This window comes from Pantoea allii (assembly GCF_002307475.1).
GTDB classification, from domain to species: Bacteria; Pseudomonadota; Gammaproteobacteria; order Enterobacterales; family Enterobacteriaceae; genus Pantoea; species Pantoea allii.
On the sequence record NZ_NTMH01000022.1, the window covers coordinates 67,742 to 85,178 of the forward strand.

13 protein-coding genes and 1 other RNA gene are annotated in these 17,437 nt (G+C 48.9%); 9 read left to right on the plus strand and 5 right to left on the minus strand.

Annotation, left to right across the window (positions count from 1 at the left end):
• The first annotated feature begins 119 nt into the window (after positions 1-119).
• Complete coding sequence (locus tag CMR03_RS07535; protein ID WP_063877352.1) at positions 120-1,094, plus strand: glutathione S-transferase family protein; 975 nt, start codon at positions 120-122, stop codon at positions 1,092-1,094.
• Positions 1,095-1,194: 100 nt separating this feature from the next.
• Here the strand turns inward: CMR03_RS07535 and tdcC are convergent, their stop codons facing one another.
• The gene (gene tdcC, locus CMR03_RS07540; RefSeq protein WP_096011219.1) at positions 1,195-2,523 is read right to left on the minus strand and encodes a threonine/serine transporter TdcC; all 1,329 of its coding nucleotides are present in this window, start codon (positions 2,521-2,523) and stop codon (positions 1,195-1,197) included.
• Between the two features lie 10 nt (positions 2,524-2,533).
• On the minus strand, positions 2,534-3,523 hold the full coding sequence (gene tdcB / locus CMR03_RS07545) for a bifunctional threonine ammonia-lyase/L-serine ammonia-lyase TdcB (protein ID WP_096011220.1): 990 nt from the start codon (positions 3,521-3,523) through the stop codon (positions 2,534-2,536).
• A gap of 1,900 nt (positions 3,524-5,423) precedes the next feature.
• Here tdcB and CMR03_RS07555 point away from each other — a divergent pair.
• The 6 genes from CMR03_RS07555 to CMR03_RS07580 all read left to right on the plus strand — a co-directional run bounded on the left by CMR03_RS07555 (position 5,424) and on the right by CMR03_RS07580 (position 11,442).
• On the plus strand, positions 5,424-5,960 hold the full coding sequence (locus CMR03_RS07555) for a hypothetical protein (RefSeq protein WP_096011222.1): 537 nt from the start codon (positions 5,424-5,426) through the stop codon (positions 5,958-5,960).
• 145 nt (positions 5,961-6,105) lie between these two features.
• The gene (locus tag CMR03_RS07560) at positions 6,106-6,630 is read left to right on the plus strand and encodes a fimbrial protein (RefSeq protein WP_063877357.1); all 525 of its coding nucleotides are present in this window, start codon (positions 6,106-6,108) and stop codon (positions 6,628-6,630) included.
• 51 nt (positions 6,631-6,681) lie between these two features.
• Positions 6,682-7,359, plus strand: a complete 678-nt coding sequence (locus tag CMR03_RS07565; RefSeq protein ID WP_096011223.1) for a fimbrial biogenesis chaperone — start codon at positions 6,682-6,684, stop codon at positions 7,357-7,359.
• 20 nt (positions 7,360-7,379) lie between these two features.
• Positions 7,380-9,887, plus strand: a complete 2,508-nt coding sequence (locus CMR03_RS07570) for a fimbria/pilus outer membrane usher protein (RefSeq protein WP_096011224.1) — start codon at positions 7,380-7,382, stop codon at positions 9,885-9,887.
• Complete coding sequence (locus tag CMR03_RS07575) at positions 9,884-10,393, plus strand: fimbrial protein (protein WP_096011225.1); 510 nt, start codon at positions 9,884-9,886, stop codon at positions 10,391-10,393. Before CMR03_RS07570 ends, CMR03_RS07575 begins: the two co-directional genes overlap by 4 nt.
• Before the next feature lie 23 nt (positions 10,394-10,416).
• Positions 10,417-11,442 (plus strand): fimbrial protein, encoded by a 1,026-nt coding sequence (locus CMR03_RS07580; protein ID WP_063877360.1) that lies wholly within the window; start codon positions 10,417-10,419, stop codon positions 11,440-11,442.
• Between the two features lie 62 nt (positions 11,443-11,504).
• Here CMR03_RS07580 and CMR03_RS07585 read toward each other — a convergent pair whose 3' ends face one another.
• From CMR03_RS07585 to rsmI, 3 genes are all read right to left on the minus strand, one after another.
• Positions 11,505-13,115, minus strand: coding sequence for an OpgD/OpgG family glucan biosynthesis protein (locus CMR03_RS07585; RefSeq protein ID WP_096011226.1), 1,611 nt, complete (start codon positions 13,113-13,115; stop codon positions 11,505-11,507).
• Between the two features lie 554 nt (positions 13,116-13,669).
• Positions 13,670-14,045, minus strand: an RNA gene (gene rnpB, locus CMR03_RS07590) — RNase P RNA component class A.
• A gap of 63 nt (positions 14,046-14,108) precedes the next feature.
• The gene (gene rsmI / locus CMR03_RS07595) at positions 14,109-14,969 is read right to left on the minus strand and encodes a 16S rRNA (cytidine(1402)-2'-O)-methyltransferase (protein WP_063877362.1); all 861 of its coding nucleotides are present in this window, start codon (positions 14,967-14,969) and stop codon (positions 14,109-14,111) included.
• 62 nt (positions 14,970-15,031) lie between these two features.
• Between rsmI and CMR03_RS07600 the strand changes: the two genes are divergently transcribed.
• Both CMR03_RS07600 and CMR03_RS07605 read left to right on the plus strand, forming a co-directional pair.
• Positions 15,032-17,071, plus strand: coding sequence for a penicillin-binding protein activator (locus tag CMR03_RS07600; protein ID WP_096011227.1), 2,040 nt, complete (start codon positions 15,032-15,034; stop codon positions 17,069-17,071).
• The gene (locus tag CMR03_RS07605; RefSeq protein ID WP_063877364.1) at positions 17,029-17,424 is read left to right on the plus strand and encodes a YraN family protein; all 396 of its coding nucleotides are present in this window, start codon (positions 17,029-17,031) and stop codon (positions 17,422-17,424) included. Before CMR03_RS07600 ends, CMR03_RS07605 begins: the two co-directional genes overlap by 43 nt.
• The last annotated feature ends 13 nt before the right edge of the window (positions 17,425-17,437 follow it).

Consider the following 17,437-nt stretch of genomic DNA (forward strand, 5'->3'; position numbering starts at 1 on the left):
GTTATTGAGGCTGTTCAGCAAAATATCCGGCAACGCACGTGGTGTGCTGTCGAAGTCACCCATAACCACCTATGGTTAGAGCGAGAGATTTTCTTCTTATCCTTTGTATTGGAGACAACATGGGCCAGTTAATTGACGGTGTCTGGCATGACACCTGGTATGACACCAAATCAACCGGTGGGCGCTTTAAGCGCTCAGAATCCGCATGGCGTAACTGGGTGACGCCCGACGGCAGCGCAGGCCCAGGTGGCAAAGCCGGGTTTACGGCAGAACGCGATCGCTATCATCTTTATGTCTCGCTTGCCTGTCCGTGGGCACACCGCACCTTGCTGATGCGTCAGCTTAAAGGCCTGGATAGCATGATTGATGTGTCAGTGGTTCATCCGCTGATGCTGGAAAACGGCTGGACGTTTGATGACAGTTTCCCGGATGCAACCGGAGACAAACTGCATCAAAATGAATTTCTCTATCAGCTCTATTTACATGCGGATGAGGACTACAGCGGTCGCGTTACCGTGCCGGTGTTATGGGATAAACAGCAGAACACCATCGTCAGTAATGAGTCTGCCGATATCATTCGCATGTTTAACAGTGCATTCGATGCCGTGGGTGCACGTGCGGGGGATTATTACCCGGTTGAGCTGCGTGAAAAGATTGATGAGCTTAACGGCTGGATCTACGACACCGTTAACAACGGCGTCTATAAAACCGGTTTCGCCACCTCGCAGTCCGCTTATGACGAAGCGGTTAGCGCCCTGTTCCATTCCCTGTCTCGTCTTGAGCAGATCTTAGGACAGCATCGTTATCTGACCGGCGACAGGATAACCGAGGCTGACTTACGTTTATGGACCACGCTGGTGCGCTTCGATCCGGTTTACGTCACCCATTTTAAATGTGACCGTCACCGTATTAGCGACTACCTGAATCTGAGCGGTTTTCTGCGTGATATCTACCAAATGCCCGGGATTGCCGACACGGTAAACCTGCCCCATATTCGCCATCACTACTACTGCAGCCATAAAACCATCAACCCGCATGGTGTCATCTCTGTAGGGCCTGCTTTTAACTGGGATGAGCCGCACGGTCGCGGTTAGCAGCAGAACGCCGCTCAGGTGAAGATAAACCGGGATGTGAAAGGACCTGACGTGCGCTGGCAGACTGCGCACGTCAGGTCAAACCGAGGGGAAATGACCGTCAGAAAAACTTATACACAATATTTAAAATAGTGAGTAAGCCGATCGCGGCAACAAAGACGTTATCAACCCGGCCTTTATATTTTGCCAGCGCCGGGACTTTGCGGATAGCAAACATCGGTAACAGGCAGAGCAGCGAGGCGATAATCGGCGCACCCATTGCCTCAATCAGGTCAAGGATATTGGGGTTGAGGTAAGCCACAAGCCAGGTTGATCCCATAATAAAGATCATGCTCAGCGTATTCAGTTTGCGGCTGGACACGGCGTCTTTATCGCCCTTATAGCGGAACTTAATAATCAGCCCATTCAACCCTTCCAGCGTGCCCAGATAGTGCCCAAAGAACGATTTGAAAATAGCGACTAAGGCGATCACCGACGCGCTGTATTCCAGCACCGTAGAGAAGGTGGACTTCTCACCAGACATGGATGAAAAGTGGTTTGCCAGATAGGAGAGCACGGGGATATTTTGTGCTTTAGCGTCCGCCATGTCTTGCGGTGATAAGGTAAACAGACAGCTAAAGGCAAAGAACATCACCACGGCCACCATCAACATGCTGGCGAGCGAGATAATCTGGCTGCACTTGTTTTCGGTATAGGTCCGGCCCATTTCCGGCTCGTACTCTTCACGCTTGGAAACCACAAAAGAAGAAACAATCGGCGAGAAATTGAACGAGAACACCATAATGGAAATGCCTAACCATACGGTGACCAGAATGCCATCGTGGCCGGTAAAGGTGATATCACTCAGGCTGACCTGATCAATCACGGCGGAATTCCAGTACGGGATCAGCGAGAGCGAAATCACCACCAGGCTGGCGATAAACGGAAACACCAGCCAGCTCATCACTTTTACCATCAGGTCTTTGCCAAACCAGATGACAAAAGCCATCAACAACAGCAGAAACAGCGCTACCACGCCGCGATTCAGTACCGGCAGCTGTAACTGATATTGCCAAAATGCCATAAAGGTATTGGTGATGGTGACGCCATAGATCCAGAGCAGCGGACAAATCGCAAAAAAATAGAGAAAGGTAATGACCACCCCGCCGGTTTTTCCGAAATGCTCTTCCACAGTTTCAGTAATATTGCCCGAAACGTTGCTGCCTGACAGGCACAGCCGGGCCAACGCCCGATGGCAGTAAAACGCGATGGGATAGGCGAGTACCAGCATGATCAAAATAGGAATCAGGCCACCGTAACCGGCCCGGATGGGGAAAAAAAGCACGCCAGCGCCAATGGCCGTACCAAACAGACCCAGTGTCCATGTGGTATCGGACTTACGCCAGGTCGACGCTTTTTCCTGGTCGAGAATATTTTCAGAATTACTCATAACTTATCCTTTATGCGTCAGCGAAACCTGTAATCTGGGAAACCCGGGACAAATCGATATTGCCACCTGAGATAATGCACACGGTTTTCCGCCCCTGGATGTAGTGGTCAACTTTGCCGCTCAACAGCGCGGCGCAGGCCAACGCGCCGGCCCCTTCCGTAACCACTTTGTTTCGCTGGATCAATGCAATCATACTTTTACGAATGTCGTCTTCACTTACTAACACCATCTCATCGACCCATTCTCTCACAATCGCGAAGGTAAGATCGCCCGGACGGGCGACATCGCAGCCGTCCGCAAGAGTCCCGGTAAGACGATGGCGCGTTATGGTATCAGCAAAAAAGGAGGCTGCCATACCGTGTACGTTTTCAGACTGCACGCCGATGACGGTAATTGTGGGATTAATAGACTTAATCGCAGTGGCGATACCGGCAATCAGCCCGCCGCCGCCCACGGGAACGATGACGTTATCGACATCGTAGAGATCTTCAAGGATTTCCAGACCGATGGTGCCCTGTCCGGCAATGATTTTCACATCATCATAAGGAGGAATAAATATACGGCCTTCGTTGGCGACAATTTCATCCACCTTGGTCATGGTGTCATTAAAGTTGTCACCGTAGATGACCACTTCAGCGGAGTAATCCCGCGTCGCCGCCTCTTTGGATTTTGGTGCACCTTTAGGCATCACGACTTTACCGTCAATATTCAGCATGGCGCACGACAGTGAAACGCCCTGTGCATGGTTACCGGCTGAGCAGGCGACAACGCCCTGACGTTTTTCTTCTTCTGTCAGCGAACTCATTTTATTGAACGCGCCACGGATTTTAAATGAGCCCGTTCGCTGCATGTTTTCAAATTTAAGGAATATTTCCCCGCCGCAGCGTTCGCTAAGATAGTTTGAACGTGGCATGCCGGTTTTATACACTTTTCCAGTTAGCCTTTCTTTAGCGGCATAAATTTCATCCAGGGTGACGGAAACATTATCATTGTTATTCATATAAACTCCTTTTTCAGGCAAAACGTATCCAGCACAATTCCCCGAAGAGAAATGCAATCGTAAAATCAGGAAGTGCAACGCGCTTAACGCTTTCGCTTCACAACGTGCTTTATCAGCAGGCGTTTATGCAGTTGATTTAACAAGGAATGGGCAGCGGCAGGATATGAAAAGGCGGGCGATAACACCGCGTCTGACGCAGAAGAACACGGCTGACGAACAGAAGAGGCAGAAGATGGTTTTACAAAAGAAGCAGCATTAAAGCGAGGATTCCACAACGGGTTGGCAATACTGTCTGGCGTTGACTGATAAAATGTTAACCAACACGTTCGTGGTTGCGTATATCTATACATAATGACTTTCCTTTACATCCTTTTTATCCGCTACGAATCTTAATGATCAATAAAAAAAAGGTTGTGCTGTTTCTCACAATTGTCACTGAGATATGAGATTCCGCGAAAAATCATGATAATGATCAATATTGGCTGAAAGGCTATTAAAATATTAAACACGGCCAAACTGCGCAATAAAAATGCTATATACTCATCGTTTTAAGGCGCTGCTTAAAATAAATACAGCGCAACCTAAAAGCCTCTTTTTTGAGTAAGTCTTAACCATAGAAATAAAAATGAATGTCGCCTTTCCTGGTGGATTTTTAATCTCATACTGAAACGCATCATTAAGACTGGCTCGCGCATACTATTCGCACATGTCCCTCCTGTGATTTATCCGCTGCCGAAGGGATCGTTCCTGGCAGCCAGGAGCTGTCAGGACAGATAGAGTGATGGTAGAGAGACAAGCAGACAAGCAGACAAGCAGACAAGCAGACAAGCAGACAAGCAGACAAGCAGACAAGCAGACAAGCAGACAAGCAGACAAGCAGACAAGCAGGCAAGCAGGCAAACAGGCAAACAGGCAAACAGGCAAACAGCAAAATACAGTCATAAATGATAAGGGGGAAGCACAACGCATTACAGCAGAGTGATACGTCCCCTGCGCTGACAGATCTCAAAACGTCCATTCTCTTCCCACCCCGTTAAAGCTCCTCTCCGTTGTCGGAGGCAAGTTACTGTGTATAAAAAAGGGGCCCGCATCGGCATCAACAAGGCTTTCATAACGTCATTGCTTCTCGCCCCTCGCCCTGTCAGGGCAAAGTGCGCATTTATCATACAGAGTAACGATGACAAGAATAAAAGGAACACACGTCATCATAAAGAGAGCAAAGGGTTATATCGCATAAGATGCTATTAGATTGTTGCGCTTTCTTATAAATCATCGCAACTCAATGTGAATGAAAAGATAATACTGAGAGAAAAGATGCCTGATGCTTAGAGGATGATTAAAAAACACCGTCAGTAAATAATGTTTTTTTCCATTGATAAATTCATATTGATAGGTAAAACAGGCATAAAGCTGACTTTAACATTTCCAGGAGTTTTCTACGAAACCAACATATATTCTGATCAAGTTAGAATAATATTTATCAGCATCAACCTTTATTTTAAAAAATACCGAACATAAGCAATAGATTATCTTCAAAAATCACAAAATGACAATATTATAGACCAGTGTTCATTTAAAGCGCAGTCATATATCCGTAACGCATTGTGAATATAAGTTTTTGATTAAACTGTAAATTATTTTTATTCAATGAAATCAATATGATGAAAACAATAAAAACATAAAGTTAACTAACAAAGGTTATTTATTAAATAAGCTAATTTATATTCTCTTAAAACAAAAAACAAAGACAGGCTAAATTTCATTTGTTAGGAAAAAAGAGAAAAACCTGAGTGTGGACAATAAAAAAAACCAACTTAGAATGATGAAAAAAAAGTGATGAGGCACTATTTACACAGTTAGTAAAACACTCAAACAAGAGATAATGTCATCAAGGTAATGAATGAAAACGTATTTTATTTCCGATGACAGCTATTTTCTCATCGGCCTGGAAACAAGCTTACGTGGGTTACATTGTGATAAAGCATTCATTAACACAAACAGGTTTACAACGTTCCATCCTGATAAAAACGATCTTCTCATCGTGTCGATCCAGGATCATATTAAACGTAGAAACTATCTTTCAAACCAGAAGGCGCATGGACCCAGAGTTATTATTATTGCTGATTTTTTGGTTTGCCACGATACGCAGGAAAAATATCCGCGAATTGTTTCAAAAAAGATCACAAAAGAGGATCTTATTGACGTTCTGCAGAACGTAAAAGAAAGCGACGTGATAAAAAGATACACCTCAAAGATTGAATACCAGATCATTTATATGATTTGCAAGGGTAAAGGAATGCGTGAAATTGCAATGAAATATAATCTTTCTTTGAAATATCTTTATGGACTTAAAAGGAAAATACTAAAAGAACATGGATTAGATAACTGCAATGTGAATGGATTGCTCATTTGCAGAGATATTCTTTCGGGTCACTAGGCATATGCCTTTCAGCATCAACTGCTCCCGTCATGATAAAAAGCAGAAGAATGGCAATAAGGAAAAGGAGGCAATTAGCAATATTTTAAAATTTCATTAGTTAGTTACATTCTGTCAAAGTTCATTATATAAAAGGAATTCTTAAATGAAAAACAAGTTACTTATCAGTTCTGTTGCCATGTTATTTATGGGCGTAAATACCCTGGGTCATGCCGCAACAGTCAATGGTGGCACCGTTAATTTTCTAGGTGAAGTCGTTAATACAGCCTGTGTCGTTTCCAGTGATACTGCCTACCAAACCGTACAACTCGGTCAGGTCAAAGCCAGCACCTTTGGTGATACCGCAGGAACGAAGGCGCAAAATCCTAAAGCCTTTAAAATTATTTTAGAGCAGTGTGATGGCACGTCGAGCACAGCAGCGGTGACGTTTGACGGCGTAAAAGATGCAACCCAAAATGCACTTCAGTCAACCGGAACCGCGGCAGGGGTTGGCGTCTATCTTGTTGATAATAACAATGCCGAGATCACCCTCGGTACGGCTACGCCAGCAGAAGCACTGTCCGGCAGTACCAATATCTATACCTTTAAAGCAGACATGATATCGGTTTCAGACACGGTCACCGTGGGTTCCGTCGACAGCTCTGCCAATTTTACTATCACTTATGCCTGATAACACTGGCAGGGGAAACCCTGCCATTATTCTCTTCAAGTAAGGGTAAACATGTACATCATCAGATTTGTACTTTATATGGCCTTGTTATGTGCCAGTCTGAGCGTTAATGCAGGCGGTATTGGTGTAGGCGCTACCCGCGTTATTTATAATGAAAATGCTAAACAAGCATCGCTTTCTGTCACCAATACGGATACAGCCGCAGTCTATTTAATTCAGTCATGGGTTGAAGATGACGCCAGCAACAAAAGCAATGATTTTGTTCTTACACCACCACTATTCATTATTCAGCCCAATAAAGAAAACCTGTTACGCATCATTTTTTCTGGCGAAAAGCGCCCGTCCGATCGTGAAACCTTATACTGGCTTAATGTCAAAGCGATACCATCGCAAAATAATAACACCGAACCTGATAGCAGCAGCCTACAGTTTGCCATCGTCAGTCGGCTAAAACTATTTTATCGCCCCAACAATCTTCCATTAAGTAGCAGCGAAGCCATTAAAAAACTGCAAACCACCCGACAAGACAGCCTGGTCACCTTTAATAACCCAACGCCTTATTATATCAATGTCGCCAATATAAAGAGCAAAAATCAATTTCTTGAAACAAGAAGCATCACACTTGCGCCTTTTGGTAAGACAAGCATTGATATTGCTCCGGCAAAGGAGATGACTTATCAGGTTATTAACGATTACGGCGGTATGGAGCCTGTCGTGCATGTCAGATAAATTGAAAACCGGAGATTAAGATGAAATGTTATGGAAAACTGGCATTGATTGTTCTGATACATTTCCCCTTTCAGGCCACCGCCAACTATAAATTTAATCCTGGGCTGATTGATTCAACAGTCTCATCTGTAGCCGATCTGGAAAACTTTCAAAATGGCAATGTTATCGCGCCCGGTATTTATTTAGTTGATATCTATCTGAACAGCGATTATGCCACTTCGGCGGAAATAAACTTTATTGAGAAAGGTAAGAACATTGTTCCATGTTTCGATGAGAAAATCCTGGTCGCTGTCGGGATTAATACCCGTGACATAACTAAACCCGGCGCCTGTATTTTCATAGAAGATGACATACCAGGTTCTCATGTTAATTTTGTGCCAGAGAAGCTAAAAGTTGAGATTAGCGCGCCACAATCCGTGCTTTTCAATACCGCGCGAGGGCACATACCCAAAACGCGGTGGGATCACGGTATCCCAGCGTTACTGCTTAACTATCGATACAGCGGCTCAACCGGCAAGGTCAATCACTATGACGCGGAAAATCATTTTCTGGCCCTGGATAGCGGTGCCAACCTCGGTGCCTGGCGCTTAAGAAATAATTCAACCTGGACGTTTAATGAAACCCACGATTCGCGTAACAGCGAATGGAAAAACATCCGCACTTACTTACAACGTCCGCTGTTAGACTTCGACAGCATCATAACAATAGGTGAATACAGCACGTCCAATGCGATCTATGACACCTTCAATTTCAGAGGTCTGCAAATTTCGTCGGATGAGGCGATGCTGCCTGACAGCCGTCGAGGCTTTGCACCCGTGGTCAGAGGCATAGCGAAAACCAATGCCAGAGTGACGGTGAAACAAAATAACTATGTTGTTTATGAAACCTACGTTCCTCCAGGGCCCTTTGAATTAACCGATCTCTACGCCACGGGAAGCAGCGGCGATCTGACGGTCAACATTACAGAAAGTGATGGGCAAGTTCAGTCTTACACCATGCCTTACTCTTCTCTGCCGGTATTACAACGAGAAGGTAGCATCAAATACAGCCTGACCTCCGGGAAATACCGTGGTCTGACGATGCAAGATTCACCGGAGTTTTTTCAGGCCACGCTTATTGCAGGTTTACCCTATGGAATGTCTTTCTATGGCGGTGGTCAGTTAAGCGATAATTATAAAGCCTGGTCATTGGGCTTAGGCATGAACCTGGGCTTTATGGGCGCAATTTCGGTTGATGCAACCCATGCCCAGAGTACGTTAGCCGATAAAAGTCAGCATGCCGGAAACGCCTATAAGTTTCAGTATGCGAAATCGCTGAACACCTCTGGCACAACGTTCCAATTATTAAGCTATCGCTTTACCACTGACGGATTTTATAATTTTAGTGATACCACATGGAAAAAAATTGACGGTCGTGGTTTCAATACAGATGGCTCGTTGAATCTTGATACAACTTATAACCTACGCTTTGCCCGTAAAGGTCAACTTCAGGCCAGTTTATCTCAGGATCTGGGTGAATTCGGGTCTGTCTATCTCACCGGTTTAGAACAAACATACTGGAACATGGGAAAGAAAAACACGACGTTGCAGGCCGGTTTTAATACCACACTTTACGACATTACCGCAGGACTGGCTTTGAGCTATAACCGTAATCCATGGCAAATGGAAACGGATAAACGCATATCTTTATTATTTTCTTTGCCGCTGGATAAATTTACCCGGAATTCCGCCCCTCACACTGCACGCCGGGCCTGGGCAACGGCTGGAACACACTATGATGCGAAAGGGAATTATACCCATTCGACGGGAATTAACGGGGTGGCGCTGGAAAACAGAAACCTCAGTTATAACCTTCAACAATCTTACAGCAATAATGGCCAGGCCTACGGCGGGAGTGCCGGTCTGACCTACAACGGAGCCTATAACGCCGTCACATCAAATTACAGTTACAGTAAACACTATCGTCAGGCGAGTATTGGGATTGATGGCGGTGTCATTATTCACCAGGAGGGAATAACTTTTGGTCAGGCGCTGGGGGACACCAATATACTCGTGGATGCAGCAGGTGCCTCAGGATTATCCGTTGAAAACAGAACGGGCGTTAAGACCGACTGGCGCGGATATACCTATCTTCCTTACGCCACCGCATACAGAAATAACCGCATTGCGCTCGACCAGTCAACACTGCCGCCAGATATTACACTGGAGGAAGCGGTTAAAAATACGGTGCCGACTCAGGGTGCGCTGACGCGCGCTAAATATGATGTCAGGAAAGGGCTTCAGGCGTTATTTACGCTGACGAAAAACGGTAAAGCCCTGCCGCTGGGTACGCTTGTGACAGTAAAAGACCCTGCGATTAGCAGCATTGTCGGCGACAACGGCAACGTCTTCCTTTCAGGTATACCGGAAAGTGGAACACTCACGGCAAGCTGGGGAAGCCGTCAGGATCAACGCTGTAATCTGCGCTTCGATCTTGCCAACATCACATCAAACGGCATTATTATCAAAAAACATCTGAGGTGCGAATGATCAGAATTTTACTTCTTCTCCCCTTACTCTGTTGTTATTCATCCACACATGCCTACGATATTATCCTTCAGATAAATGGCATTATTTCAGAAAATGGTTGTGTGGTGGACAGCAACGCCAGAGAGTTGTCGGTTGACATGGGTACGGTGGCAAGTCGTGATTTTACTGCGGGCCAGTTAACGTCAGAACTGGTGCCTTTCAGTATTTATTTACGTAACTGCTCGTCGCTGGCCTCTGGCGTTAAAGTCACTTTCGAGGGCACGCCCGATCTGGCAGACAGTTCGTTGCTGAGGCTCACTGAAATGAATGAATCAGCCAGTGGCATCGGCATTGAAATTCTGGATAAAGAGAAAAACCCGATCCCGTTAAATTTTGCTTCAGCACATTATTCACTGATACCCAATTCAGACGCAGAGCTGAAGTTTTACTCTCGATATAAATCAACCGCAGCGGTTAAGCCCGGCATGGCTAATGCCACCGCAACTTTTAACCTTGAATACGATTAAACGTGTTAATAAAGCAGGTTTCTATGAATAAGTTGATCATCCTGATTTTTATTATTCTGGTTAGCGCTCACCCGTCGGTTTACGCCTATGAGACAGACAGTTCCTGTGAGATAACCGTGCCCGCCATTTCAGTCAATATGAGTAATCAAGCACCTTCTTCGGCAGGCGTTGATTTAAGCGGCTGGAATACAAACGCATGTGGGCAAACACATCGGGTAGGCACATGGCAATATGGCTGGTATGACACCAGCAATCTTTCCCCCACCGGTATCAGCTACAATGATGGCTCGGGTAATCATTCAATATACAGAACAGGCATCACCGGCATTGGGGTCGTATTAAAAGCCAGAATGGTACCTAATACGATTTCTGGCGCATCCAGTCTCGGCATGTTACCCATTGGCTCTGCGGAAACCAAACTCACTTCTACATCGCTTTTGGGTATTTCCAATGTCCAGACCACCTTGCAATACAAATTTGTCACGACAGGCGAAATCATTTCCCCCAACGTTTACAGCATCACGTTTAGCGCTGGCAGAGCACAAATGAGAGACTTACTCAGCGGTGCTTATCCCGTGCCGGTGAATGCCAATATCAGCTCACTGGCCGTGAATAACAAAGGCTGTGACATTATGACGCGCAGCCTTGTCGCGAATATGGGCGCCGTGGGAACGCAGCAACTGCCTAATATTAACAGCGTATATGCTGGTGAACCGGTAACCATTAATTTGCAGTGCGATGATAATGTTATCGTTGAGGCTATTTTCAGTGACTTAACGAATCCGGCAAATACGACCACCACCCTGAACTTAACCGGTGAATCAGATGCGCAAGGCGTGGGGGTTGAGCTTTTACTCAATAGCAGTACGACACCGGTTCAGCTCAGCTATCCGGCAAGGTATGGCGGTGCGCCGGGCAGAAACCTGATCAAAACCGCATCGGATGCCAGTAATCTCTCTTTCCAGGTGACACCACGCTATATCAGAACCGGGGACCTGACACCCGGCGTAGCCAATGCCACCGCAGCGTTGACGTTTGTTTATAATTAATTAGAAAACCAGCACCAGGGATCATAACAAGCAGCCCAACCTGAGGTTGGGCTGCCTTTGCTTTATTTCGTTTCACACGCCGTTGGCCAGGGCTTTGCCGGCGAGTTGAACGGATGGTACTGGTAGCACCAGGTTTCCGACACCACGTTGCCCTGTGCTTTCAGATAGAGCTTAAGCTCTACCGGATCACCGTCCCCCGCCACCAAATCAAACTGTGCCAGCCAGTTGCCTGAATCGTCCGGCAATTTAGACACGAGCACGTTCTCAAACGTGCCACGCGACGCAGAAAGGACGGCTTCTGGCGACACGCCTGACGGCAGATGGTTGAGCACATCGCCACGGAACTCGACGGCAAACTTACGGCTGTCATGCGGACGGTCGGAACCCGGCACACCGCCCCTGCCCAGTCGGGTCGCACCACAACGCGCCAGGGTGGAAGGATAAGGCTCATCGGCCAGCCAGTGCAGTCGATAATGGAAGTGATGCTGTTCGCCCGCTTTAGCCGGTGATTCTGGCACCCACATGGCCACGATGTTGTCATAGATTTCATCGTCAGTCGGGATTTCCACCAGCAGCACCGAGCCTTTGCCCCATTTGCCGATGGGCTCCACCCAGAGATCGGGCCGCCGCTCATAGTGAGCCGCATCAAGGTAGCTGTCGAACGCTCTGTCCTTCTGGAGCAAACCAAATCCTCGCGGATTCTCGTCGTTAAAGCTCGACGTCACCACGCGTAAAGGATTGTTGAGTGGTCGCCAGATATGTTCGCCGTTGCCGGTCCACATCGCCAGGCCGTCTGAATCGTGCACTTCCGGACGCCAGTCTGTGCCTGCGCCTTTGACCGTTTTTGAAAACCAGTACATTGAGGTCAGAGGGGCAATCCCGAAACGCTGAACGTCTTTACGCAGGAACAGCGTACATTCGACATCCTGCACCACACCTTTGCTGCGGTGCAGGATAAATTTATAGGCACCGGTGATGCTCGGCCCGTTGAGCAGCGCATAGACGGTCAGGTTTTTGCTGTCATCTTTAGGCGCTTCAAACCAGAAATCCGTAAAGTCAGGAAACTCTTCATCCATGCCGGGCTGAACGGTATTCAGGGCGATGCCACGCGCGGATAATCCAAACTGGCCCAGTTCGCCGATGGCGCGGAAGTAGGAAGCCCCCATAAAGGATATCCAGTCGTTTTGTGGGTTCGTTTTTAACGTATCCTGACTGGCCAGCACCCGGAATCCTGAAAACACGTTACCTTTAAGCGGAGGCAGCTTGACGGTTTTGTCCGTGGTGGTGAAGTAATCAATATTTTGTATGATTTCGCGCGCGGCGTTATTTTCAACAACGTGCATTTTCACCGGCATACGGTGTAAGCCGTTGACCATAAAAAAGGTAACAGGAAACCGTCCGGCGTTTTTAAACAGCGCATAGTCCGGTTTGTAGACCGTTTTCATGTAGGCGTCATAGGTTATGTTGGATAACAATGACGGGTCGAATTCAGTGGGCTTTTCGTAAGGTTTAGCCGCCAGCGCTTTGGCCTGGGCAATTAAGGTTTCAAAGTTAAATGCTTTGCTATCACCCATTTTGAGAACACCTGCTGCGATAGCGCCAGGGGAAATGCCTAATGCAGATAAGGCAGCAAAAGCCCCGGAATAAGTCAGTAAAGTCCTTCTTGTAACCATGATCCACCTGTTTTTTTAATACTCATTCAATGAATTCGCGCCATGTGCGGCAAAATGGTGAGCTGATTGCTGCCGGTAAGCCGCCTTCAACTATAGCTGAGAGAAACCTTTGCCTCTCAAACAGATGACAGGTATCACGTCAACATGTGGGATGAGCGTATAGCGCGGCAGCAATTAATTGCATGGGATTTGCCTGAGAAGTGAAAGCATTCAGCGAAAGGGCCTTTGTCTTCTTAACGTGATGAACAGGTATTTATCAGGTTAAGGTGCCACAACGCAAAAACCCCGCCTGCGCGGGCTTTGCATTATGACGGCGGAACTGACCGGTAAGCCGCGTACTTTTATGAACAGCGTCGTGGACAGTCATTCATCGCCTTCTCACCCCACAAAGCAAAAACCCCGCTTGCGTGAGGTTTGCATTAAGACGGCGGAACTGACCGGTAAGCCGCGTGCTTTTATGAACAGCGTCGTGGACAGTCATTCATCGCCTTTCTGCACTGCACCACACCACCCCACAAAGCAAAAACCCCGCTTGCGCGGGGTTTGCATTAAGAAGTCGAAACTGACCGATAAGCCGGGTTCTGTCGTGGACAGTCATTCATCTAGGCCAGCAATCGCTCACTGGCTCAAGCAGCCTACCCGGGTTCAGTACGGGCCGTACCATGTGAACCCCTATTTGGCCTTGCTCCGGGTGGAGTTTACCGTGCCACGGACTGTTACCAGCCGCGCGGTGCGCTCTTACCGCACCCTTTCACCCTTACCTGATCCCATTACTGGGCCATCGGCGGTTTGCTCTCTGTTGCACTGGTCGTGGGTTTCCCCCCCAGGCGTTACCTGGCACCCTGCCCTATGGAGCCCGGACTTTCCTCCCCTTCGCCCGTCTCCTTCAGAGAAGGACGACGACGAAGCGGCGACTGTCTGGTCAGCTTCGGCGCGCATTATAGAGGGTTTAGCTCGCGCTGTCACGCCCGGCGCGCAGGCAACGCGTCAGGCTTATGCCTGTTGCTCCAGCGCGTATTTATAGAGCGCATTCTTTTTCACCCCGTGGATCTCCGCCGTCAGCGCTGCTGCCTTTTTCAACGGCAGTTCCTGCTGTAACAGCGCCAGCGTGCGCAGGGCTTCCGCGGGAAGCGCCTCTTCGTCAGGATGATGGCCTTCAACAATCAGCACCATCTCACCTTTACGGCGATTTTCATCCTCTTTCACCCAGGCCAGGAGCTCGCCCACCGGCGCACCATTCAGGTTTTCCCAGGTTTTCGTCAACTCGCGCGCCAGCACCACATAGCGGTCGGCACCCAGTTCCGTCACCATGTCCTGAAGGCTGTCCAGCAAGCGGTGCGTGGACTCATAAAAAATCAGGGTGCGCGGCTCCTCAGCCAGCGCCCGCAGGGCATCACAACGCGCCTTGGTTTTGGCGGGCAGAAACCCTTCGTAACAGAAACGATCAGACGGCAATCCCGCTGCGCTTAATGCTGTTATCGCTGCACAGGCACCAGGTAAAGGAACGATGCGAATCCCGGCCTCACGGCAACGGCGAACCAGGTGATAACCTGGATCGTTGATTAACGGCGTGCCAGCATCCGAAACCAGAGCTATGCTTTCTCCCTGTTGCAGCCTGGTTAGCAAGATTTCTGCTTTCTGCTGTTCGTTGTGGTCATGAAGTGCGAAGAGTCGCGCATTGATGGCGAAATGTTGTAGCAACAGTCCGGTATGACGTGTATCTTCCGCTGCGACCAGATCGACGCTGGAAAGTACCGCTAGCGCCCGCTGGGTAATGTCAGCCAAATTACCTATTGGGGTTGGCACGATGTAGAGCGTGCTGGCGGAAATGTCTGCCCGATCGAGTTGTTTCATTGTTTCATCCGAATTGCCGATTTAATATTGAGCATCTTGAAAAAAACATCACTGGATACAGTATGCTTCCTTCAAAAATCGTTCGTCATAAAGCAGGACGCTTTGTGCCTGTCCTTCTTGCTGGTCTGATTTTAGCCGCGTGTAGCGGCCAGGGCCCCAAAAGCCAGTCCGTAGATATTCAGGGACCCGTTACCAATAATTCTGCCTACTATCTGCAGCAGGTGCAGCAAAGCAGCGATGATAGCAAGACCGACTGGCAATTACTCGCAATCCGCGCCCTGCTGAAAGAAGGAAAATATCCTCAGGCTGCGCAGGCCATCGATGAACTGCCTGCTCAGCTTTCCGATAAACAGCAGCAAGAATTACTGCTGTTGAAGGCCCAGTCGCAGATTGGACAGCAAAAGATTGCCGATGCTCAACAGGTCCTGAGTCAGGTGAAAACCAGTGAGCTGTCTCAGGATCAGCTGGCCCGCTACTTCGGTTTACAGATTGCCAGTGCGCAGGGTAAAACATCCCTGGCCCTGCTTCGCGCCTATATTGCGCAGGAGCCATTGCTGAAAGGTGATGACCGCCAAAAGAATATTGATGCAACCTGGCAGGCGCTGACCCAACTGTCGCAGCAGGATATGAATTCGCTGGTGATTAATGCCGATGAAAACATTCTGCAGGGCTGGCTGGATCTGCTGACGACCTGGCATGCTAATGCCCAGGATGCCACTATGCTGAAGTCAGCTATCAAAGACTGGCAGACGCGCTATCCGGATAACCCTGCGGCAAAAACCCTACCGACCCAACTGAGCCAGGCGCAGAACTTCACTAAAGCCTCGACCAGCACTATCGCGCTGCTGCTGCCCTTGAACGGTCAGGCGCAAATGTTCGCCAGTGCTATCCAGAAAGGGTTCAACGATGCGAAAAACGGTACCCTTGCGACCGCCCCACAGGCGACGCCGGGCAGTGCACAAGATCCTATCGCGATGAATCAGCAGCAGCCTGCTGATGCGAACGCGGTCGTCAGCCCGTCAGCAAATCCTGCGGCAACGCAGCAGACCAGCAACGGGCAGCAACCGGCCACAACGCAACAGCAGCCCCAACAGCAGCAACAGCCCGCTGCCGAACCGGCCAGCAATGCCCAGGTGAAGGTTTATGACACCAGCAGCCAGCCTGTCGCGCAGGTGATGCAGCAGGCCCAGCAGGACGGTGCCACACTGGTCGTCGGACCGCTCCTGAAAAACAATGTTGAATCCGTCGCGAACAGCCAGACACCGCTGAACGTACTGGCCCTGAACGAGCCAGAGCACATCCAGAACCACCCCAATATGTGCTATTTTGCGCTGTCGCCTGAAGATGAAGCGCGCGATGCTGCGCACCACATCTGGGATCAGGGTAAACGTCAGCCGCTGCTGTTAGTTCCGCGTAATGGTCTGGGTGATCGTGTGACGGCAGCCTTTACGAAAGAGTGGCAGTCGCTGGGTGGCAGCACCGTGCTTCAGCAGCGCTTTGGTTCTGTTTCAGAGCTCAAGCAAGGCATTAACAGCGGTGCCGGGATCAGCATGAGCGGTACGCCGGTTGTCATGCCATCGTCTTCTCAGCCGCAAAGCGTATCCATTGCAGGGCTGAATATTCCGGCACCTCAAACTACTGCTCCGGCAGCCAGCAGTGGCGGTGCGATAGATGCCGCCTACATCGTCTCGACTCAGGATGAACTGCAACTGATTAAACCGATGATCAGCATGCGTACCGGTAGCCGCAGTAACGTTGCGCTCTATGCCAGTTCGCGCAGCGCGCAGGCGGGAGCAGGCCCGGATTTCCGACTGGAAATGGAAGGACTGCAGTTCAGTGATATTCCTCTGCTGTCTGGCGCTAACCCGGCGTTGATGCAGCAGGCCGCAAAATCGTTTAATAACGACTATTCGCTGGTGCGCCTGTACGCAATGGGGATTGACGCCTGGACGCTGGCTAACCACTTCAACCAGATGCGTCAGGTACCGGGCTTCTCGCTCGACGGCAATACCGGTAAGCTGAGCGCCACCACTGATTGTGTGATCAACAGGAAGTTGACATGGAACCAGTATCGCCAGGGCAATATCGTACCGGCCAGCTAAACCGCCGCCGTACGGGGGCCGAGCATGAACAACTCGCCCGCCGCTATCTTGAGCGGGCGGGGTTAACATGGGTCGCCAGCAATGTTTACTATCGCGCAGGTGAACTTGACCTGATAATGCGAGACAGACAATGTTGGGTGTTTGTCGAAGTGCGTTACCGACGTAACGCCCGATTCGGCGGCAGTCTGGCCAGCATTACCCGACAGAAACAACACAAGCTGCTGCGTGCCGCCTCTCTGTGGCTGGCGCAACGCGGCGGCAGTTTTGAAACAGTGAATTGCCGTTTCGACATCATTGCCATTACCGGCACGGCGCTTGAATGGTTGCCGAATGCCTTTAATGCAGACGTTTAGAACCAGGTGGTCG

Excerpts from the sequence above, each read along its gene's own strand:
- CMR03_RS07535 (WP_063877352.1), top strand. The coding sequence starts at position 120 with ATGGGCCAGTTAATTGACGGTGTCTGGCATGACACCTGGTATGACACC.
- tdcC (WP_096011219.1), bottom strand. The coding sequence starts at position 2,523 with ATGAGTAATTCTGAAAATATTCTCGACCAGGAAAAAGCGTCGACCTGG.
- tdcB (WP_096011220.1), bottom strand. The coding sequence starts at position 3,523 with ATGAATAACAATGATAATGTTTCCGTCACCCTGGATGAAATTTATGCC.
- CMR03_RS07555 (WP_096011222.1), top strand. The coding sequence starts at position 5,424 with ATGAAAACGTATTTTATTTCCGATGACAGCTATTTTCTCATCGGCCTG.
- CMR03_RS07560 (WP_063877357.1), top strand. The coding sequence starts at position 6,106 with ATGAAAAACAAGTTACTTATCAGTTCTGTTGCCATGTTATTTATGGGC.
- CMR03_RS07565 (WP_096011223.1), top strand. The coding sequence starts at position 6,682 with ATGTACATCATCAGATTTGTACTTTATATGGCCTTGTTATGTGCCAGT.
- CMR03_RS07570 (WP_096011224.1), top strand. The coding sequence starts at position 7,380 with ATGAAATGTTATGGAAAACTGGCATTGATTGTTCTGATACATTTCCCC.
- CMR03_RS07575 (WP_096011225.1), top strand. The coding sequence starts at position 9,884 with ATGATCAGAATTTTACTTCTTCTCCCCTTACTCTGTTGTTATTCATCC.
- CMR03_RS07580 (WP_063877360.1), top strand. The coding sequence starts at position 10,417 with ATGAATAAGTTGATCATCCTGATTTTTATTATTCTGGTTAGCGCTCAC.
- CMR03_RS07585 (WP_096011226.1), bottom strand. The coding sequence starts at position 13,115 with ATGGTTACAAGAAGGACTTTACTGACTTATTCCGGGGCTTTTGCTGCC.
- rsmI (WP_063877362.1), bottom strand. The coding sequence starts at position 14,969 with ATGAAACAACTCGATCGGGCAGACATTTCCGCCAGCACGCTCTACATC.
- CMR03_RS07600 (WP_096011227.1), top strand. The coding sequence starts at position 15,032 with ATGCTTCCTTCAAAAATCGTTCGTCATAAAGCAGGACGCTTTGTGCCT.
- CMR03_RS07605 (WP_063877364.1), top strand. The coding sequence starts at position 17,029 with ATGGAACCAGTATCGCCAGGGCAATATCGTACCGGCCAGCTAAACCGC.